This is a genomic window from Mesorhizobium sp. CA15 (assembly GCF_020165215.1).
In the GTDB taxonomy this organism is placed as follows: domain Bacteria; phylum Pseudomonadota; class Alphaproteobacteria; order Rhizobiales; family Rhizobiaceae; genus Mesorhizobium.
Genome location: NZ_JAIUHQ010000004.1, coordinates 175274 through 194406, shown reverse-complemented (window position 1 = coordinate 194406; position 19133 = coordinate 175274). Strand labels below are relative to the sequence as shown.

Annotated in this window: 19 protein-coding genes; 11 read left to right on the top strand and 8 right to left on the bottom strand. The window is 61.5% G+C overall.

Annotation, left to right across the window (positions count from 1 at the left end):
• Positions 1–6: 6 nt before the first annotated feature.
• From LB515_RS10210 to LB515_RS10200, 3 genes are all read left to right on the top strand, one after another.
• Positions 7–1776 (top strand): ATP-dependent nuclease, encoded by a 1770-nt coding sequence (locus tag LB515_RS10210; protein WP_224707617.1) that lies wholly within the window; start codon positions 7–9, stop codon positions 1774–1776.
• 178 nt (positions 1777–1954) lie between these two features.
• Positions 1955–2419, top strand: a complete 465-nt coding sequence (locus tag LB515_RS10205) for a DUF1348 family protein (protein ID WP_224707616.1) — start codon at positions 1955–1957, stop codon at positions 2417–2419.
• Positions 2420–2483: 64 nt separating this feature from the next.
• Entirely contained in the window at positions 2484–3053 is a 570-nt protein-coding gene (locus LB515_RS10200; protein ID WP_224707615.1) for a TetR/AcrR family transcriptional regulator, read from the top strand.
• 8 nt (positions 3054–3061) lie between these two features.
• Here the strand turns inward: LB515_RS10200 and LB515_RS10195 are convergent, their stop codons facing one another.
• The 4 genes from LB515_RS10195 to LB515_RS10180 form a co-directional block, all read right to left on the bottom strand.
• Complete coding sequence (locus tag LB515_RS10195; protein ID WP_224707614.1) at positions 3062–3871, bottom strand: MBL fold metallo-hydrolase; 810 nt, start codon at positions 3869–3871, stop codon at positions 3062–3064.
• Between the two features lie 32 nt (positions 3872–3903).
• Positions 3904–4749: an aldo/keto reductase gene (locus LB515_RS10190; RefSeq protein ID WP_140846578.1), complete on the bottom strand. Its 846-nt coding sequence runs from the start codon at positions 4747–4749 to the stop codon at positions 3904–3906.
• 87 nt (positions 4750–4836) lie between these two features.
• Positions 4837–5226: a DUF305 domain-containing protein gene (locus LB515_RS10185; RefSeq protein ID WP_224707613.1), complete on the bottom strand. Its 390-nt coding sequence runs from the start codon at positions 5224–5226 to the stop codon at positions 4837–4839.
• A gap of 41 nt (positions 5227–5267) precedes the next feature.
• Positions 5268–7772: a heavy metal translocating P-type ATPase gene (locus tag LB515_RS10180; protein ID WP_224707612.1), complete on the bottom strand. Its 2505-nt coding sequence runs from the start codon at positions 7770–7772 to the stop codon at positions 5268–5270.
• A gap of 185 nt (positions 7773–7957) precedes the next feature.
• Between LB515_RS10180 and LB515_RS10175 the strand changes: the two genes are divergently transcribed.
• Positions 7958–10759, top strand: coding sequence for a [protein-PII] uridylyltransferase (locus LB515_RS10175; protein ID WP_224527011.1), 2802 nt, complete (start codon positions 7958–7960; stop codon positions 10757–10759).
• Between the two features lie 39 nt (positions 10760–10798).
• Positions 10799–12406 carry a murein biosynthesis integral membrane protein MurJ gene (gene murJ, locus LB515_RS10170; protein WP_224707611.1) on the top strand — a complete coding sequence of 536 codons (1608 nt, stop codon included), beginning with the start codon at positions 10799–10801 and terminating at the stop codon, positions 12404–12406.
• Here the strand turns inward: murJ and LB515_RS10165 are convergent.
• Together LB515_RS10165 and LB515_RS10160 are read right to left on the bottom strand one after the other, a co-directional pair.
• Positions 12381–12785, bottom strand: coding sequence for a type II toxin-antitoxin system VapC family toxin (locus tag LB515_RS10165; RefSeq protein ID WP_095766110.1), 405 nt, complete (start codon positions 12783–12785; stop codon positions 12381–12383). The two genes, murJ and LB515_RS10165, sit on opposite strands and share 26 nt — an antisense overlap.
• On the bottom strand, positions 12785–13030 hold the full coding sequence (locus LB515_RS10160) for a type II toxin-antitoxin system VapB family antitoxin (protein WP_095766111.1): 246 nt from the start codon (positions 13028–13030) through the stop codon (positions 12785–12787). The genes LB515_RS10165 and LB515_RS10160 overlap by 1 nt, the downstream gene beginning before the upstream one ends.
• A gap of 234 nt (positions 13031–13264) precedes the next feature.
• On the opposite strand from LB515_RS10160, the gene trpS reads away from it, so the two are divergent.
• The 3 genes from trpS (at position 13265) to LB515_RS10145 (ending at position 15694) form a co-directional block, all read left to right on the top strand.
• Entirely contained in the window at positions 13265–14332 is a 1068-nt protein-coding gene (gene trpS, locus LB515_RS10155; protein WP_224707610.1) for a tryptophan--tRNA ligase, read from the top strand.
• A 98-nt stretch (positions 14333–14430) separates the two neighbouring features.
• On the top strand, positions 14431–14922 hold the full coding sequence (locus tag LB515_RS10150) for a universal stress protein (RefSeq protein WP_095766113.1): 492 nt from the start codon (positions 14431–14433) through the stop codon (positions 14920–14922).
• Between the two features lie 202 nt (positions 14923–15124).
• A complete protein-coding gene (locus LB515_RS10145) occupies positions 15125–15694 on the top strand; it encodes a NifU family protein (RefSeq protein ID WP_095766114.1) in 570 nt (189 codons plus the stop codon).
• Positions 15695–15852: 158 nt separating this feature from the next.
• Here LB515_RS10145 and LB515_RS10140 read toward each other — a convergent pair whose 3' ends face one another.
• A complete protein-coding gene (locus tag LB515_RS10140; protein ID WP_140802045.1) occupies positions 15853–16470 on the bottom strand; it encodes a L,D-transpeptidase in 618 nt (205 codons plus the stop codon).
• 227 nt (positions 16471–16697) lie between these two features.
• Here LB515_RS10140 and cueR point away from each other — a divergent pair, with 227 nt between their 5' ends.
• Positions 16698–17087: a Cu(I)-responsive transcriptional regulator gene (cueR, locus tag LB515_RS10135; protein WP_095766116.1), complete on the top strand. Its 390-nt coding sequence runs from the start codon at positions 16698–16700 to the stop codon at positions 17085–17087.
• A 13-nt stretch (positions 17088–17100) separates the two neighbouring features.
• Here the strand turns inward: cueR and LB515_RS10130 are convergent, their stop codons facing one another.
• Complete coding sequence (locus tag LB515_RS10130) at positions 17101–17571, bottom strand: nucleoside deaminase (protein ID WP_224707609.1); 471 nt, start codon at positions 17569–17571, stop codon at positions 17101–17103.
• Positions 17572–17696: 125 nt separating this feature from the next.
• On the opposite strand from LB515_RS10130, the gene LB515_RS10125 reads away from it, so the two are divergent.
• Both LB515_RS10125 and LB515_RS10120 read left to right on the top strand, forming a co-directional pair.
• Entirely contained in the window at positions 17697–17948 is a 252-nt protein-coding gene (locus tag LB515_RS10125; protein WP_140846498.1) for a hypothetical protein, read from the top strand.
• 543 nt (positions 17949–18491) lie between these two features.
• Positions 18492–19115, top strand: a complete 624-nt coding sequence (locus tag LB515_RS10120) for a hypothetical protein (protein ID WP_224707608.1) — start codon at positions 18492–18494, stop codon at positions 19113–19115.
• The last annotated feature ends 18 nt before the right edge of the window (positions 19116–19133 follow it).

Sequence of the window (19133 nt, the reverse complement as noted above, 5' to 3'; positions counted from 1 at the left end):
GCTTAGATGGCGATTTTTTTGAAAGGCCTCAGCCTTCAATTTTACCGTGGAATCGGTGCGGATATTCAAAGAATGGGTCCTTTTAAGGACTTTAACTTCTTCATCGGCGCTAATAACTCGGGAAAATCAACGGTACTAAGTTTCATATCTGACTACATGCCTTTTGATACATCCGCTCGCAAAATGCGGGCACAAACGCCACTAGAGCAACACCGGGGAAAAACCACGGGCGAGCTCTCGATATCCATCGGCGTGCAAAAAGACGATTTCGTCGCCGCTGCGCTCCAAACCATAAAAGATGACTATAAGAGAGAAAATTCCAAGTCGATCATCGACGCGATCGCTTCTAAATTGTCGACCAATAATTTCATATGGTTGCGTCGACAAGACAATCCAAACGAGCCTTGGGGTTTGGATTTTAAACCCGATACTCGTGAATGGTTGGCGGCGGCGAACAGCGAACAATGGGCTCAGTTTTGGAACTATCTCACTGATCAAGGCCGAGGAGGGCTTGAGCAACATTGGATTCCAGAATCATTGAGGGCTTTGATACGCGCCCAAAATGTTTCCTTGCCAGCTGTGAAGCTGATCCCCGCACTACGGCAAATTGGAAAGAGCGGGTCAAAATTTGACGACTTCAGCGGCGTCGGATTGATTGATAGGCTAGCGGAGATACAAAGCCCCGATCACGATATGAGGCACGAACGAATTCTCTTCGATAGAGTTAACTCATTCCTGCAAAACGTAACTGGTAAGCAGAACGCAACAATCGAGATACCTCACAACCGAGAGCATATACTTGTTCACATGGACGGCAAGGTATTGCCGATCTCATCGCTCGGGATGGGTATCCATGAAGTTATAATGATTGCGGCCTTTTGTACGATTACTGAAAGCCAGATTGTTTGTATTGAGGAACCAGAGATACACCTTCACCCTCTTTTGCAGAGAAAGCTAATCTCTTATTTAAGGGAATTTACCAGCAATCAGTATTTTATTGCTACGCACTCTGCCAGCTTCATAGACACTCCTGGCGCGGCCATATTTCACGTATCAAACGATGGCGAACAGACCAGCGTTCGCGAGTCAATCCTTCGAAACGAGCGCCATAATATCTGTGTTGACCTCGGGTACAAGGCGTCGGATATCGTCCAGTCTAACGCAGTGATTTGGGTTGAGGGTCCGTCGGACCGGATATATGTACGTCACTGGATATCGGCAAGAGAACCCAAGTTTATTGAAGGAATTCACTATTCCATAATGTTTTATGGCGGTCGATTACTTAGTCATTTAAGTGCCGACTCGGAAGATCTCGACGAATTTATAGCGCTTCGCTCGTTGAATCAGCATCTAGCTGTGGTAATTGACAGTGACAAACCTAGCCGGCAAGCTGCCATTAACGAGACAAAAAAGCGTCTAAAAAGGGAGTTGGAGGCCGGTCTCGCCATTTGCTGGGTTACAAAGGGCCGCGAGATAGAGAATTACATTGACCATTTGGAACTCCAACAGGCCATTAAAGGTATTTATCCACAGGTTTACGGGAACCCCGCGGCCGGTGGGCCATTCGACCACGCTCTTTTCTTCCATCGCCTACCTTCGAGCAGAAGGGGCCACCGAAGTTCTGTTGCAGCCGCCCGCCCTTCTTCAATCGTGGAAAAGGTGGACAAGGTTAAAGTCGCAAAGTTAGTTTGCGAGAAGCCGGCTAATTTCGATATTCTGGACTTGAAGAAGCGAGTAGATGAATTGATTTCTATGATACGAAGGGCAAATACCTAGCCTTAGATCACCTCTACGTGGGCAGGATATGTCCGGGATGCCTTTGAAAGGCTGAGAGCCGAGGTTCGATAAGTCTAGTCGCCTGACGCGCGGTAAGGAGCAGGAGCTGTTGTGTTGACTCATTGTACCGATCGGTACAATGTCGGTTATCGACGACCGTAACCGACAGGAGATTTTCATGAGCCGTCCGCCATTGCCGCCCTTCACGGCCGAGACAGCGGCGCAAAAGACGCGCCTCGCCGAGGATGCCTGGAACAGCCGCGACCCGGAACGGGTCTCGCTCGCCTATACCGAGGACAGCAGATGGCGCAACCGGGCCGAGTTCATCTCGGGTCGCGGCGAGATCGTCGATTTCCTCAAGCGCAAATGGGCGCGCGAGCTGGATTATCGCTTGATCAAGGAGGTCTGGACCTGGAATGAAAACCGCATCGCGGTGCGCTTCGCCTATGAATGGCGCGACGACAGCGGCCACTGGTTCCGCTCCTACGGCAACGAGAACTGGGAATTCGACGAGGCCGGGCTGATGCGCCGGCGCGTGGCGAGCATCAACGACCTGCCGATCACGGAGCGCGAGCGGAAATACCACTGGCCGCTCGGCCGCCGGCCGGATGACCATCCCGGCCTTTCGGAACTCGGGCTTTAGAGCATGACCCCAAAAAGTGTGTAGCGGTTTTGGAAAAGATCATGCTCGAACAAGAACACTAAACATGCGCCGCATCGCTCCGGACCACGACCAGTTGCTGGCGATCGTGGCCGAGGTTTTCCGCGAGCACGGCTATGAGGGCGCCAGCCTGGCCCTGATCGGCGAGGCGGCGGGGCTCGGCAAGGGGAGCCTTTACCACTTCTTTCCGGGCGGCAAGGAAGAGATGGCGAGGGCCGTCATTGCCCATATCGACGGCTGGTTCGAGGACAATGTGTTTGCGCCGCTGCGCGACGGCGGCGATCCGTCGGCCGGGATCGAGCAGATGCTCGCGGCGACGGACAGCTACTTCCGCTCCGGGCGCCGGGTCTGTCTCATCGGCGCCTTCGCACTGGAGGCATCCCGCGACCTCTTCGCCAGCCAGATAAGGGACTATTTCGGCCGTTGGGTCGCGCAACTCGCCGATGCGCTGGCGCGACTTGGGCATGGGAAAACCGAAGCCGTCGAACTGGCGGAGGAAACCGTCGCCGCCATCCAGGGCGCGCTCACCCTTGCCCGTGCCGCTGACGATGCCGGGGTATTCTCCCGTACGCTGCGCCGGCTGCGCAGGCGGCTCGGGCTGTCGGCCAAGACCTAGCCCCAGTCCTACAGAGGTTCGAAGCGGTAGCCTGTCTCGGTTCGGGAAATCCGGCCGACGCCCGGTGAATCGAGATGCGCTCCTGCAACGCACCAGGCATTGTCGGCGGCAAGGGCCAATATGTGCAGCCGGGTTATCCGCGCCTGCTCCTGATAGGCGTCGAATTCCCATGTGATGTCCGGCCGATCGAACTGAAGCGACGGCACGTGCACAAGGTCGCCCCAGGCCAGCAATGTTTCGCCGTGGCTCGCAACACCAAAGCAGGTATGGCCGATTTCATGACCCGGCGCGGCGATCGCCTCGATGTTCGCACTCAAGTGCTGTCCCGGATCCAGAGGCTGCGCTCGGTCATGGAAGCGGCTCAACCTCGCTTCCGACCGGAACATGTCGAGCTCGGCTCGAGGGACAAGCAAGCGGGAGAGCTGCGGGAAACCGTCCCTGCCATCCGGAAGGATGAGCCCTTGGATATGGTCGAGATGGGTGTGGGTGAAGGCGACAGTGTGTATCCGATCGAGGGCGATCTTCGCTTCGCTCAGCGCCTGCGGCAGAAAGCCCATCGTCGGGCGCCAGGCGTTCGAGGATCCGGTATCGATCAGCGTGATGTCTTCGCCGTCGTCGATGGCAAAGGCATTGACCGACAATCGGAGCGCGCCGTCGAAGAGCGGCACCTGCGGCGGCAGATCGTCGCCGAAAGGCTTGTCTCCCGGCTGGCGCAGTCTCCGGACGGGCATGTCGACGTAACCGTCGCGCAGGGAGGTGACCGTCAAGTCGCCGATTTTATAGGTCGCGTAATGAGGTCCGGCTGAAATTCGTTTCAATGCCTGCTCTCCGCCCGATCGAGGTTTTTCGGCTAGATCATCTCCAGGCCGCGCTTGCGCGTCGGCGGCGGGAAAGCGCGATCGAGCTCGGCAAGGTCTTCCGCCGTCAGAGCGATGTCGAGCGCGGCGGCGTTCTGGCGCACATGCTCCTGGCGGCCGGCCTTCGGGATCGCGATGACGCCGTCCTGCATCATTATCCAGGCAAGCGCGATCTGCGCGGCCGTTGCGTTGTGGCGGGCGGCGACCGCCTCTAGCCGCGCATTGCGGGCCAGCGCGCCCTGCTCCACCGGCGAATAGGCCATCAGCGGTATGCGGCGCTGCCGGCTCCACGGCGCAAGGTCGAATTCGAGCCCGCGCCGCGACAGGTTGTAAAGCACCTGGTTAGTCTGGACATTGCCGCCGGACGGCAGACTGACTAGATTCTCCATCTCGTCCGTGTCGAAATTGCTGACGCCCCAGTGGCGGATCTTGCCCTCCGTTTTCAGCGCCTCGAACGCCTGCACGGTTTCGGAAAGCGGCACACTGCCCGGCCAATGCAGCAGATAGAGATCGATGCGGTCGGTGGCGAGGCGCTTCAAGCTGCTCTCGCAGGCCCGTTTCACGCCGGCGCGCGAGGCGTTGGAGGGCAGCACTTTGGAGACCAGGAAGGTCTCGTCGCGGCGCCCGGCGATGGCTTGCGCCACCACCTCCTCGGCGCCGCCATCGGCATACATTTCGGCCGTGTCGATCAGCGTCATGCCGAGGTCCAGCCCAAGCTTCAGCGCCGCGACCTCATCGGCGTGGCGCCGTCGATCCTCACCCATCTTCCAGGTGCCTTGGCCCAGCACCGGGACGGTTTCGCCCGACGGCAGCTTCAAGGTTCTGATCAACGAGGGCATGGCGTTCTCCGCGTAAGGCTGGATCGCAGCACAGCCACAGCTGGAAATCCAGACCGACGCCGGCTGGCCGCGGATTTCCCGCAGTGACTATTTCGCCGGATGCTTGGCGAGCCAGTCCTGCATCTGCTTGATCTCGGCTTCCTGTGCCGTGACGACGCCTTCAGCGAGCTTGCGTATCTCCGGGTCCTTGCCGTTGGCGATCACCACCTTGGCCATGTCGATGGCGCCCTGATGATGCGGGATCATGCTGCGGACGAAATCGACATCGGCATTGCCGGTGTATTTGATCGTCATGTCCTTATGCATCTTCTTCATCGCCTTCTCGTAGCCGACGGTGGCCGGGCTCTGGGCGCCCATCGCCATCTTGGACATGTCGTGCTTCATCTCCTCTGACGAGGCCGGCACGCTTTCGAGGAACACGGCGAGCAGCATTCCGGCCGCCATCAAAAGCAGCACGATTTTCTTGACCAGGGTCATTCAAGTCTCCTTCTGTTGGATTTCGTATCTGGGGGATTTGCTCAGAGTTTCAACGTTCTCAGCCGCAGCGCGTTGCCGATCACGGAGACCGATGACAGGCTCATCGCCGCCGCCGCCAGCATCGGCGACAGCAGCGTGCCGGTGAGCGGATAAAGCACGCCGGCCGCGACCGGCACGCCGAGCACGTTGTAGAGGAAGGCAAAGAACAGGTTCTGGCGGATGTTGCGGATCGTCGCCTGGGCGAGAGTGCGTGCCCTGACGATGCCGTTGAGGTCGCCCTTGACCAGCGTGATGCCGGCGCTTTCGACCGCGACATCGGCGCCGGTGCCCATGGCGATGCCGACATCGGCGCCGGCCAGCGCCGGCGCGTCGTTGACACCGTCGCCGGCCATGGCGACGCCGGCGCCCTTGGCACGCAGTTCCTCGACTAGCGCGCCCTTCTCATCCGGCAGCAACCCGGCGCGGACCTCGTCGATGCCCAGCCTGCCGGCGATCGCTCGTGCCGTGCGCTCGTTGTCGCCTGTCGCCATGATGATGCGCAGCCCCTTGTCGTGCAGCGCCTTGATCGCCTCGGCCGTCGTAGTCTTTACCGGATCGGCGACAGCGACGATACCGGCGAAACTGCCCTCGACAGCCACGAACATGGCCGTCTTGCCTTCGGCCTGCAGCGCCTCGGTATCGGCAGCCGACGTTGCGACGCCGAGGTCCGCCATCATCGCCGCATTGCCGAGCGCGACCTTCCTGCCCGAAACCGTGCCCGAAACGCCCTTGCCGGTAATGGCTTCGAAATCGACCGCGTCGGCCAGCTTCAGGCCGCGCGCGGCAGCGCCCTCGACGATCGCCTCGGCCAGCGGATGCTCGGAGCCCTTTTCCAGCGCGGCCGCGAGGCCGAGCAGCTCGTTCTCGCCGATGCCCGCGGCCGGAACGACATCGGTAAGCCGCGGCTTGCCCTCGGTCAGCGTACCGGTCTTATCGACGATCAGCGTGTCGACCGAGGCGAAACGTTCCAATGCCGCCGCTTCCTTGATCAGCACGCCGGCATGCGCGCCGCGCCCGGTCGCGGTCATGATCGACATCGGCGTCGCAAGACCGAGCGCGCAGGGACAGGCGATGATCAGCACCGACACCGCCGAGACGATGGCGAAGATCAGGCTCGGCTCGGGGCCGAAGATCGACCAGGCGATGAACGCCAGGACCGCCACCAGCACGACGGCCGGGACGAAATAGAAGGACACGCGGTCGGCGAGACCCTGGATCGGCGCCCGCGAGCGCTGCGCCTTGGCGACCAGCTCGACAATGCGCGACAGCGTGGTCTCGGCGCCGACCTTCTCGGCGCGCATGACCAGCGAGCCGTTCTTGTTCAGCGTGCCGCCGGTGAGCGTGTCGCCTTCCGTCTTCTCGACCGGCAGCGGTTCGCCCGTGATCATCGATTCATCGATCGCCGACCGACCCTCGAGCACGATGCCGTCGACCGGCACGGCATCGCCGGGGCGGATGCGCAAGCGGTCGCCGGACTTGACGCTGTCGAGCGGCACGTCCTTCTCGGAGCCGTCGGCGCCGATCAGCCGCGCTGTCTTCGGGGCAAGGTCGAGCAGGGCGCGGATGGCCGAGCCGGTGCGCTCGCGGGCCTTGAGTTCCAGCACCTGGCCGAGAAAGACCAGCGCGACGATGACGGCGGCGGCCTCGAAATAGACCGGGACGGCGCCGTCATGACCGCGGAACTGATGCGGGAAGACGTCCGGGAACAGGGCGGCGATCACGCTGTAGAGGTAGGCGGCCCCGACACCCAGCGAGATCAGAGTCCACATATTCGGGCTACGGTTGAGGATCGATTCCCAGCCGCGATGGAAGAACGGAAACGCCGCCCACAGCACCACCGGGCTCGCCAGCGCCAGTTCCACCCAGGTCTTCGTGCGGCCGTCGATGAGGGTTTCGAAGCTGAAGCCCAGCATCGGCGCCATGGCAATGATCAGGAGCGGCACGGAGAGCACCGCGCTGACCCAGAAGCGGCGGGTGAAATCGACGAGCTCGGGATTCGGGCCTTCCTCGCCTGTCGGCACGCCCATCGGTTCCAGCGCCATGCCGCAGATCGGACAGGAGCCGGGCTTGTCGCGGATGATCTCGGGATGCATCGGGCAGGTGTATTGCGTGCCCTTGGGCATCGGCTGCGGCTCGGGCCGGCCAGCGAGGTATTTTGCCGGCTCCGCCTCGAATTTGCCCTTGCAACCGGCGGAGCAGAAATAGAAGCCCTGCCCTTCATGGCGAACGAAGTGCTTCGCGCTCGCGCGGTCGACGCTCATGCCGCAGACGGGATCGGTGGCCGTCAAATAGCCCTCGGGCTCGGCCTGGAATTTCGTGCGGCAGCGCTCGCTGCAGAAATGAAAGGTGCGGCCGCCATGCTCGGCCGTCGGCTTGCCGGCCGCCGGATCGACCGTCATGCCGCAGACAGGGTCGCGAAGCACCGCTTCGGTGTCGGGCGCGACATTCTTCGCAGAGCAGCAGCCGCCGCCATGCGCATGATGGTGGGGGTGGTCGGAATGGGTCATCAGCAATACCTCGGAATTCTCGAATTGAGGCGGAGGTAGTCCTTCCAGTAACTGGAAGGTCAAGAGCCGGTTTCGACTTTTGCGAAAATCGGCCGGGCGATTGCGGATTACGCTTCTGCGCGATGGCAATCGCGGCCGCCTGCCCCATACACAGCGCCGCGAAAACAGGCTATAGACGCCGCCGAATGGCAAAGATCTCCCTGAAACTCGACGAAATCATCGATGGCGATGCGTTGCGCCGCGACTTGACCGCGTTGACGGCGGCGAGCGCCGGCGACGGTTCAGGACCGGCTGCCCGCACGGCCGTCCTCCAACTGCTCAAGGCCAGGATGGCCGAAGGGCGAAAGATCGCCGAGACGATGCTCAAGCAGGACGGCGGCGGCAATGCCTGCGCCGAGCGGCTGTCGCATCTGATGGATGAACTGATCCGGGCGCTCTATGATTTCGCCGCCACCCATGTCTATCGGGTCAAGAACCGGTCCGCGGCCGAGCGCATGGCGGTCGTTGCCGTCGGCGGCTACGGCCGCGGCACGCTGGCGCCGGGTTCCGACATCGACCTGCTTTTCCTGCTGCCCTACAAGCAGACCCCATGGGGCGAGCAGATCGTCGAATACATGCTCTATATGCTGTGGGACATGGGGCTGAAGGTCGGCCACGCCACCCGCAACATCGACGAGTGCCTCAGGCTGTCGCGCGGCGACATCACCATCCGCACGTCGATCCTCGAGGCGCGCTTCCTGTGGGGCGAACAGAAGCTCTATGAAGAACTGCTCACCCGCTTCGACCATGAAGTGGTGCGCACGACCGGGCCGGAATATGTGCAGGCCAAGCTCGCCGAGCGCGATGAGCGCCACGCCAAGGCCGGCGAAAGCCGCTATCTGGTCGAGCCCAATGTCAAGGACGGCAAGGGCGGCCTGCGCGACCTGCAGACGCTGTTTTGGATCGGCAAATATTTCTACCGCGTGCGCACCGGCGAGGAACTGGTCGAGAAGGGCGTCTTCACCGAGGCCGAATATCGCGAATTCCAGAAGGCCGAGGATTTTCTCTGGGCGGTGCGCTGCCACATGCATTTCCTCACCGGCAAGGCGGAAGAGCGGCTGCATTTCGACATCCAGCGCGAGATCGCCGAGCGGCTGGGCTATACGACGCATCCCGGCCTGTCGGCGGTCGAGCGCTTCATGAAGCACTATTTCCTCGTCGCCAAGGACGTCGGCGACCTCACCCGCATCTTCTGTGCGGCGCTCGAGGAAGAGCAGGCCAAGCATGTGCCGGGCTTCAACCGCATCTTCCTCACCTTCCAGCGGCGCAAGCGCAAGCTTGCCGGCACCTCCGACTTCATCGTCGACAACCACCGCATCAACATCGCCGACGACAGCGTGTTCGAGCGCGACCCGGTCAACCTGCTGAGGCTGTTCTGGTTCGCCGACAAGCACGGATTGGAATTCCACCCCGATGCGCTGAAGCTGCTCACCCGCTCGCTCGGGCTCGTCAACAAGTCGCTCCGGCGCGACGAGGAGGCCAACCGGCTGTTCCTCGACATCCTGACGTCGGACCGCAATGCCGAGCTCAATCTCAGGCGCATGAACGAGGCGGGGCTGCTCGGCAGACTGATCCCGGACTTCGGCAAGATCGTCGCCATGATGCAGTTCTCGATGTACCACCACTATACGGTGGACGAGCATCTGATCCGCTGCATCGGCGTGCTGGCCGAGATCGAGCGCGGCGACGGCGCGAAGGTGCATCCGCTGTCGCACACGCTGATGCCTGGCCTGAGAAAGAGCCGTGAGGCGCTCTATGTCGCGGTGCTGCTGCACGACATCGCCAAGGGCCGGCCCGAAGACCATTCGGAAGCCGGCGCCAGGATCGCGCGGCGCATCTGCCCGCATATGGGGCTGTCGGCCGCCGACACCGAGACCGTCGCCTGGCTTGTCGAGAACCATCTTGTGATGTCGATGACAGCGCAGACGCGCGACCTCAACGACCGCAAGACGATCGAGGATTTTGCTTCGATCGTGCAATCGGCCGAGCGGCTGAAGCTGCTTTTGATCCTCACCGTCTGCGATATCAGGGGCGTCGGGCCGGGCGTGTGGAACGGCTGGAAGGGGCAGTTGCTGCGCACGCTCTATTATGAGACCGAACTGCTCCTGACGGGCGGCTTTTCGGAAGTCTCGCGCGCCGAGCGCACGGCCGCGGCGCGCGAGCGGCTGGCCGAGGCACTGTCTGCCTGGCCGGCGAAGGAGCGCAAGCGCTATGTCGCGCAGCACTACGAGAATTACCTTCTGGCGGTTGACCTTGCCGACCAGCTTCGCCATGCCGAATTCATCCGCGAGGCGGATGCGGCCGGCAAGAAGCTTGCCACCATGGTCAAGACGCATGAGTTCGAGGCGGTGACGGAGATCACCGTGCTGGCGCCGGACCATCCGCGCCTGCTTTCGATCATTGCGGGAGCTTGCGCCGCGGCGGGCGGCAACATCGTCGACGCGCAGATCTTCACCACCTCGGACGGCCGCGCGCTGGACTCCATCCTGATCTCCAGGGAGTTCGACCGCGACGAGGACGAGCGCCGCCGCGCCGAGCGCGTCGGCCGGCTGATCGAGGACGTGCTGTCCGGCAAGAGCTGGCTGCCCGAGATGATCGAGAAGCGCACCAAGCCGAAGCGCGGCGCCAAGGCGTTCCGGATTCCGCCGCGCGCCGAGATCCGCAACACGCTGTCGAACCGTTTTTCGGTGATCGAGGTCGAGGGGCTGGACCGGCCGGGCTTGCTGTCCGAGATCACCGGGACGCTCTCCGACCTTTCGCTCGACATCGCCTCGGCGCATATCACGACGTTCGGCGAGAAGGTCATCGACACGTTCTACGTCACCGACCTGACCGGACAGAAGATCGACAGCCCGACGCGCACTGCCACCATCCACAAGCGGCTGATCGATACGCTTGAAGGCAATTCGTCCGAACGTAACGGCAAGGCCAAGGCGGCGGCCGAGTGACATCCATTTGACGCAATTTTTCTGGCAGTCGTTCCCAGCATGAGTCTAGTCAAGAAATTCGCCACCGTCGCCTCCGGCACGCTGATGAGCCGTGCGCTGGGCTTCGGCCGCGAGATGCTGATGGCGGCGGCGCTCGGCACCGGACCGGTCGCCGACGCCTTCAACGCCGCCTTCCAGTTTCCCAACACCTTCCGCCGGCTGTTCGCCGAGGGCGCCTTCAACGCCGCTTTCGTGCCGCTGTTCGCCAAGGAGATCGAGCAGCATGGCACCGACGGCGCCAAGCGCTTCTCGGAGGAAGTGTTCGGCGTCCTGTTCTCCGCGCTTCTGGCGCTGACCATCGCGATGGAACTGGCGATGCCGCTGATCGTGCGTTACCTGGTGGCGCCGGGCTTTGCCGACATTCCAGGCAAGTTCGAGACGACTGTCCGGCTTGCGACAATCATGTTCCCGTATCTCATATGCATGTCGCTCGGCGCCATGATGGCCGGGATGCTGAACTCGCTGCGCCGCTATTTCGCGGCGGCGATCGCGCCGGCCTTCCTCAACATCATCCTGATCGGCGTGCTCGCCTATGCCTGGTATCACGGGCTGGACGCGCATGATGTCGGTTTCGGCCTGTCCTGGGGCGTGCTGGCTGCAGGCATCGTGCAACTCGCCATCGTCTGGATCGCGGTGCGTAATGCCGGCATCTCGATCGGCTTCCGCCGGCCGAAGATGACGCCCAACGTCAAGCGGCTGCTGATCCTGGCGCTGCCGGCGGCGATCACCGGCGGCATCACGCAGATCAACCAGCTGATCGGCACGGCGATCGCCTCGGCGCAGAACAGCGCCGTGTCGTCGCTCGCCTATGCCGACCGCATCTACCAGCTGCCGCTCGGCGTCGTCGGTGTGGCCGTCGCCATCGTGCTGTTGCCGGAACTGTCGCGGGCGCTGAAATCGGGCAATTTGGTCGAGGCAGCCAACCTGCAGAACCGCTCGGTCGAGTTCACCTTGTTCATGACGCTGCCCGCCGCCGCGGCGCTCTGGGTGATGTCTGAGCCGATCGTGCGGCTGGTCTATGAGCGCGGCGCCTTCGCCGCCAACCACTCGACGCCGATCGTCGCCTCGATTCTGGCGATCTTCGGCCTCGGCCTGCCCGCCTTCGTTTTGATCAAGGCCTTCACGCCCGGCTATTTCGCCCGCGAGGACACGCGCACGCCGATGATTTTTGCCGCCATCTCGGTCGGCGTGAATGTCGCGACGGCGCTGAGCCTGTTCCCGTCGATGGGCGCGCCGGGCATCGCGGTCGCCTCGGCAGTCGCCGGCTGGGTCAACGCGCTGATGCTGCTCGCCATGCTGATCAGGCGCGGGCATTGGGGCCGCGACATGCCGCTCTTGCGACGCATTCCCCGGCTGGTGCTTTCCGCAGTAATCATGGCCGTGGCGCTTTACTTCGCGGAGCGCCACTTTGCCGCGCAGATTGGGCCTGGCTCGCCGCTCGTGGTGAAGGCGACGACGGTGCTTGGGCTGGTCGCCGGGGGCGCCGCACTCTATTTCATCGCCGCCTTCGGCACCGGCGGCGCCGATTTCGGGATGCTTCGGAGGAACGTCAAGCGTCGTTCACCCAAGGCGCTACCGCCCGTCAGGGAACAGTCTCCAGATCCGTGAGTCGGAATTCGTTGGCCGTAGAAAGTATCGGAACGGCGTAGTATCGGGCGCAAGCGTAGTGGAAGCAGTCCGCCATATTTAGGCGGATAGCATTGTTGCGAAACCGCGCAGCGGCCTCGACGGATAGGGATGTTGCCTCGGATGCAGGCGGAAGCTCGTGCAAGGCAATTGCCCGCTCTTCCAGAAAGCGGTCTACAATCTCCGCGCTTCTGGCGACCGGAATCGCCAGCTTTTCTGGTCGCGCGAGCGCCATCGCTGCCTCCCAAACGGCTATCGCCGACGTGAACGGTGCCGATGCCTTCATGACGGCCTGCGCGCACCGCTCGGCTTCCGTCTCGTTGCTTAGGATCGCGACGATGGCTGCGGCGTCGACAAACATCAGTCGTCGCCGGAAAGTTCATCATAAACGGACTGCGGCAGCGGTTTGCGCGCTTGTTCGCTAAGCTTGATTCCAAACTCGGCTCGCAGTCGTGCCGCCGTTTCCAGCGGCGTCTCGCGATTGCGGCGCCGCTCCAAGGCTTCGCGCATGGCGATCACGATTGCCTCGGTGATGCCGACCCCTTCAGCTTTGGCGAAAGCGCGCGTCAACCTGTCGGCTTCCTTATTGTTGATGTTGATGGTCATGGCTACATTCCTTTATGTAGTTAGAAATATGTAGCCTATGCACGGCAAATGTCAACGTACCGATGCCCCATGCCAGCTCGTCCGGGCCTCTTGATCCCGCAACGGGCTTCGTCCATAAGCGCGCCGTCGCAAGACTTTCGCCGCGCGCGGTTTCCAGCCGCATGATTGGCTCCAAAAAGTCTGCAACTTTTTGGAATCATGCTTAGACGGCCCTCCACAAGCCATGAGGAATTCATGTCCGCCTTCAAGCCACTCGTCTTTTCGGGCGTCCAGCCGACCGGCAACCTGCATCTCGGCAACTATCTCGGCGCCATCAAGAAATTCGTCGCCCTCCAGGAACAGTCCGACTGCATCTATTGCGTCGTAGACCTGCACTCGCTGACGGCGCAGCTCGTGTATCAGGACCTGGGCGACCAGACGCGCTCGATCACCGCAGCGTTCCTGGCCTCTGGCATCGACCCCAAGAAGCACATCGTCTTCAACCAGTCGCGGGTCATCCAGCATGCCGAGCTGGCCTGGATCTTCAATTGCGTGGCGCGCATTGGGTGGATGTACCGGATGACGCAGTTCAAGGACAAGGCCGGCAAGGACCGCGAGAACGCCTCGCTCGGCCTGCTCGCCTATCCGAGCCTGATGGCCGCCGACATCCTGCTTTACCGCGCAACGCATGTGCCGGTGGGCGAGGACCAGAAGCAGCATCTGGAGCTGACCCGCGACATCGCCCAGAAATTCAACAACGACTTCTCCGAGAAGATCGCAGCCCTTGGCGTCGGCGTCGAAATGCAGGTCGGCGAAGAGACGGTGAACGGCTATTTTCCGATTACTGAACCGGTGATCGGCGGCCCGGCGGCGCGCATCATGAGCCTGCGCGACGGCTCGAAGAAAATGTCGAAGTCGGACCCGTCGGACCTGTCACGCATCAACCTTACCGATGATGCCGACACCATCTCGAAGAAGATCCGCAAGGCCAAGACCGATCCGGAGGCCTTGCCGAGCGAGGTCGACGGGCTGGAAAGCCGGCCCGAAGCGGAGAATCTCGTCGGCATCTATGCCGGCCTCGCGGAAATCTCGAAGGAAGAGGTGCTGAAGGAGTATGGCGGGCAACAGTTTTCCGTGTTCAAGCCGGCGCTTGCCGATCTTGCCGTGGAGAAGCTGGCGCCGATCGCTTCCGAGATGCGCCGCATCGAGGGCGACCGCGCCTATGTCGACGCCGTGCTCAAGGATGGCGGCGACCGGGCCCGCGCAATCGCCGAGGGCACGATGAAGACGGTGCGCGACATTATCGGCCTTCTGCAGGACTGATCCAGCGACCTCCTCGGACCATTGCCGCGCCGACCGGCGGCTTGCCGCCGGTTCGCGGCAGTGGCAGATTGCGACCGAACCATACCGAGCAGATAGACATGGTCTCCAAACGCCTCAGCCGCGAAGCCGGCCATCGCCGCAAGTTCCTGGCGATCATCGACGACACGCCCGAATGCGAGCGCGCCGTCGCCTATGCCTCGAAGCGGGCGCAAAGCACCAGCGGCGTGCTGGTGCTGCTCTACGTCATCGAGCCGGACGACTTCCAGCACTGGCTGGGCGTGGAAAAGATCATGCGCGAGGAAGCCACAGCGACAGCCCGCGCCGCGCTCGACGGCTACGCCAACAAGGTGCGCCAGCATGCGGGGATCGAGCCGGAGCTGGTGGTGCGCGAAGGCAAGCCGACGGAAGAAATCCACAAACTGATCGAGGAAGATCAGGACATCGCCATCCTTGTGCTGGCCGCCGGCGCCGGCAAGGAAGGCCCAGGGCCGCTGGTCAGCGCGGTCGCGGGGCGGGGAGCCGCATTCCCGATCCCCGTCACGGTGGTGCCGCAGAACCTGTCCGACGAAGAGATCGACAGCCTGGCTTGAGGTGCTTCGATATTCAGGCGAGGCCGGCCTGCAAATGGCCGCCTGGCCCCGAATCTCGATCCACCTCGACATTCGTGATAAAAGCCAAAAAACATTCCGCAAGCCAGCCGTTCCAGCGACGCGTTTCGCTTGAATGTCCAGCCGATAGAGCCTATTTAGAATTATTCCAAACTATCGGCCCGGGAAGGGCCTGGAGATACCCATGTTCATCCAGACCGAATCGACGCCGAACCCGGCGACGCTGAAATTCCTGCCGGGCAAGGAAGTGCTGCGCGAAGGCACAGCCGATTTCCGCAACGCCGAAGCCGCGGCGGAGGCCTCGCCGCTGGCCGGCCGCCTGTTCGAGATCCCGGGCGTCACCGGCGTCTTCTTCGGCTATGATTTCATCACCGTGACCAAGGACGGTCCGGACTGGCAGCACCTGAAGCCGGCGATCCTGGGCGCCATCATGGAGCATTTCATGTCCGGTGCGCCGGTCATGGCCGCGACCGCTCCGGCGAGCGAAGCCGGCGAGACCGGCGAGTTCTACGACAAGGCCGACGAAGAGCTGGTGCTGACCATCAAGGAACTGCTCGACACGCGCGTGCGCCCGGCCGTCGCCCAGGACGGCGGCGACATCACCTTCCGCGGCTTCGAGAACGGCACCGTGTTCCTGCACATGAAGGGCGCCTGCGCCGGCTGCCCGTCATCGACGGCAACGCTGAAGCACGGCATCCAGAACCTGCTTCGCCACTTTGTTCCGGAAGTGCAGCAGGTCGAGCAGGTCGCCTGAGAACCCACTGGCCGGCCGCATCGTGCGGCGAAGCGAATTCCGATCCAAGATCGCAAAAACAAAAAACCGGGCCCCAACAGCCCGGTTTTCTGTTTTTGGACGTCTTGTTGTTGCCTAGACGGTCCGCTTGCGAAAGCTTTTGGCCTCGGCCTTCGTGATCACATCACGATGACCTTGGCGCCGACCGACGTGCGGTCGTAAAGATCGATAATGTCCTGGTTCATCAACCGGATGCAGCCCGACGACATCGCCTTGCCGATCGAGAACCATTCCGGGCTGCCATGCAGGCGGTAGCCCATGTCGCCGCCCTTGTTGAAGAGATACATGGCGCGCGCGCCGAGCGGGTTCTTCAGGCCCGGCTCCATGCCGCCGGCGAACTTGGCGAGTTCGGGCTGGCGCTTGATCATCTGCGAGGGCGGCGTCCAGGTCGGCCATTCGCGCTTCAGCGCGATATGGGCCGTGCCGTGCCATTCAAAACCCTCGCGGCCGACGCCGATGCCGTAGCGCATCGCCATGCCGTCGCCCTCGATGAAATAGAGAAACTTGTTCTGCGTATCGACGATGATGGTGCCCGGCTTTTCCGACGAGTCGTACCGCACTTCCTGGCGGTGGTACCTGGCGGGGACCTTCTCGATCGGGATGCGCGGCAGCTGATAGCCGGCATCGGTCATCGCGCCATAGTTGTTGGTGAACATTTGCCCACCGATGGTGCTGCACCCGCTGATCGCGGTCGACAGCGCAAGAGCGGCCAGGATTGCAAATGACTTCAAGCGCATGAAAAGGTCCGACGCCCCGCCTCGATACCAGCGGCACGAGTCGGCCGCTTTGTTGCCACCATTCATGCTGGCATTTCTTTTGCTTGCCAAGCGCGCACTGCCTATATGCAAGGCCTTACGCGCCGGTAAGTGCCCGACTGCGGCATTTTCGCAACAGGCCTTACAGGATTATGAAGCAAAATCAATGGGGCGACTTGGGAAGCCGCCTGCGATGCGAGGAGAGCGCCATGAATGTCGGTGATGCCGCGGAGCGTTCCGGCCTGCCGGCCAAGACCATTCGCTACTATGAGGAAATCGGGCTGATCCGCCCGGCGCGGGCCGAGAACGGCTATCGCGATTACTCCCGCGACGATATCCACCGGCTCGCCTTCCTGCGCCGTGCGCGCAATCTCGGCTTCTCAATCGACGATTGCAGGCAGCTGATGGCGCTCTATCAGGACCGCGGCCGCGCCAGCCATGACGTGCGCGAGATCGCCGCCGCCCATGTCAGGGCGATCGAGGAGAAGGTACGCGAATTGCAGTCGATGCGCTCGACGCTGCAGACCCTGATCCACGCCTGCCACGGCGACGACCGGCCGGACTGCCCAATCCTCGACGACATGGCGGGCGCGGCCTAAGGGCGGAGTTCTGTCAGCGCTTCCAGAAATCGCGGTGCGGAGCGAGCATCTCGTCCGCGATTTCGGGAAAGGGGCCGAAGACCTCGATCTTCTTCTGGCCGGAGGCGAACACGGCGCGCGAGGCAAGGCTCATGGTCGGGTTCTCCGCGTGATTGCCGGTGAGCGCCAGGAGGCTGGTTTCCTCGACCCCATAGACCAGGCGCCCGATATTCGCCCAATACATCGTGCCGGCGCACATCGCGCACGGTTCGAAGGTCGAGACCAGCGTGCATTGCCAGAGGAACTCCGGCTCATAGGCCGCCGCGGCGCGGCGGGCGAGCTCGGTCTCGGCATGGCGCACCGTATCGAGATTGCCCTGCCGCATCAAAATGCGATCGTCCGGCCCGACCAGCACGCAGCCGAACGGATGATGCCCATGCGCCGCCGCCTCGCGCGCGACGGCATCGGCGGACCGGAGGTGGGCGAGCATCTGGTCGCGGGTCATGGGAAAATTCCTTTCATGGCGAGATTGCTGCCATGAGGCATGACCAGCAAGGCTAATCTTCTCTGAACCACGGCTCAAGCATCTACTTGGCTTTGCGCTCCACCCGTTCCTGGTTTGATGCTATTTTGACGATCACCTACAATGAGATTGCCGGGATGGCCATCCACGAGGACATCGAACGGGTCGAGCAGCATATCCGCGAGATCGAACAGCGGATCGAGCGCCAGCGCGCGGTCATCACCCAGGCCGAAGAAAACGGCCTGCCGACCGACGGTCCGAGCAATTTCCTGTGGTTCCTGAAAGAGACATTGAGCCTGAGCCGCGACCACTTGGCCAGGCTTCTGGCGGATGAATTTCGAGCGGGGGACTCGGAGTAAAGGTGCGGCGAAGCCCAAAAGGCAATTGTCTGATTGATAAACTAAATAGGAAAATAGTCCTAATTATACTTGACACCACAACGCTAGGAATAGTATGGGCTGCAAGAGAGGTTTGCAGTGCAAAATGACCAAAAAGCCAGTTGATAAGTTCAGCTCACCGATCCCATTAAGGTGCCCTCAGTGCAGCAAAAAATTTTATAAATCGGTTGATTGGCTTAAAAGGAATCTGACATTCGGATGCCCCGAAAATTGCGGCAAGTCCTTCGTCTTCACTTCCGACGATGTGCTCAGGCTTCACAGTGAGAATGTCCAGAATATCGAAAACAGCATCGAAGCACTGCGCCGGGATAGACGCGATTAGGAAAAGCTAGCCTTTACTCGGTGCGGCACCCTTGGATTTCCTGCCTCGCTTCTTCTGTTGCGCCTGCATACCTATTGGTGCCAAGCTCTTAGCGGAGCGGGCGGGGTATCTACGCTGACTTAAGTAGTCGCCGAAAACAGTCTTCCGCTTCGTTGTCGCCGTAGCGGTCAGGGCTCGTTTGCATGTCTGATTTGCCAGAGGACATTCCGGAATCCTCTTTCTGGATGACTTTCGACTTCGATAAGCTAAGATGGCCGGCTCGTGAGCCAGGCATTTTCCACAATTTCCTCCCGCTGGTAGGATTCATAGCAGTCTCGTGGTCTGATTTCGAGCAACTGTTTGATGAGTTCCTCGCGACAATGATTGCGGTGAACGGAAGCAGCCATCCCCGCTGGGAGAGATTGAACTTTCGCAAGCGAAGAAATCTATTCCGAAATGAGATGGTAACCGCGCTCGTTGCGATGCCGGAAGTATCCAAATTCCTTAGCGATCTCACTCACGATGCCGCAAAATTCCATTGGAAGCGCAACTTGTTGCTCCATGGCAAGCTAGCCACCAGTTGGAAGAACAAAATATGGATGCTCCATGCGTCCGGCCGACACAACGGCCGCATAATGGAAATTCAACTGAGCCTTTCCGACCTTGATGATCTTCGCCACGAAGTAGCGCAAATCGCCGGGAGGATGGACCTTATACTGAAATCACATCATCCACTTCGTGAGCCGTTTGCATCGCACGAAAGATCGTTGTTACGAGCGTTGATACTGAAGGGTCGTCAGATTCGCTCCATTTTGCCCCCGCCGTAATCAGCTGAGGCGTGATCT

Bases quoted from the DNA above. Each gene is read 5' to 3' on its own strand.
- LB515_RS10210 (WP_224707617.1), top strand. From the start codon at position 7: ATGGCGATTTTTTTGAAAGGCCTCAGCCTTCAATTTTACCGTGGAATC.
- LB515_RS10205 (WP_224707616.1), top strand. From the start codon at position 1,955: ATGAGCCGTCCGCCATTGCCGCCCTTCACGGCCGAGACAGCGGCGCAA.
- LB515_RS10200 (WP_224707615.1), top strand. From the start codon at position 2,484: ATGCGCCGCATCGCTCCGGACCACGACCAGTTGCTGGCGATCGTGGCC.
- LB515_RS10190 (WP_140846578.1), bottom strand. From the start codon at position 4,749: ATGCCCTCGTTGATCAGAACCTTGAAGCTGCCGTCGGGCGAAACCGTC.
- LB515_RS10185 (WP_224707613.1), bottom strand. From the start codon at position 5,226: ATGACCCTGGTCAAGAAAATCGTGCTGCTTTTGATGGCGGCCGGAATG.
- LB515_RS10180 (WP_224707612.1), bottom strand. From the start codon at position 7,772: ATGACCCATTCCGACCACCCCCACCATCATGCGCATGGCGGCGGCTGC.
- LB515_RS10175 (WP_224527011.1), top strand. From the start codon at position 7,958: ATGGCAAAGATCTCCCTGAAACTCGACGAAATCATCGATGGCGATGCG.
- murJ (WP_224707611.1), top strand. From the start codon at position 10,799: ATGAGTCTAGTCAAGAAATTCGCCACCGTCGCCTCCGGCACGCTGATG.
- LB515_RS10165 (WP_095766110.1), bottom strand. From the start codon at position 12,785: ATGTTTGTCGACGCCGCAGCCATCGTCGCGATCCTAAGCAACGAGACG.
- LB515_RS10160 (WP_095766111.1), bottom strand. From the start codon at position 13,030: ATGACCATCAACATCAACAATAAGGAAGCCGACAGGTTGACGCGCGCT.
- trpS (WP_224707610.1), top strand. From the start codon at position 13,265: ATGTCCGCCTTCAAGCCACTCGTCTTTTCGGGCGTCCAGCCGACCGGC.
- LB515_RS10150 (WP_095766113.1), top strand. From the start codon at position 14,431: ATGGTCTCCAAACGCCTCAGCCGCGAAGCCGGCCATCGCCGCAAGTTC.
- LB515_RS10145 (WP_095766114.1), top strand. From the start codon at position 15,125: ATGTTCATCCAGACCGAATCGACGCCGAACCCGGCGACGCTGAAATTC.
- LB515_RS10140 (WP_140802045.1), bottom strand. From the start codon at position 16,470: ATGCGCTTGAAGTCATTTGCAATCCTGGCCGCTCTTGCGCTGTCGACC.
- cueR (WP_095766116.1), top strand. From the start codon at position 16,698: ATGAATGTCGGTGATGCCGCGGAGCGTTCCGGCCTGCCGGCCAAGACC.
- LB515_RS10130 (WP_224707609.1), bottom strand. From the start codon at position 17,571: ATGACCCGCGACCAGATGCTCGCCCACCTCCGGTCCGCCGATGCCGTC.
- LB515_RS10120 (WP_224707608.1), top strand. From the start codon at position 18,492: ATGTCTGATTTGCCAGAGGACATTCCGGAATCCTCTTTCTGGATGACT.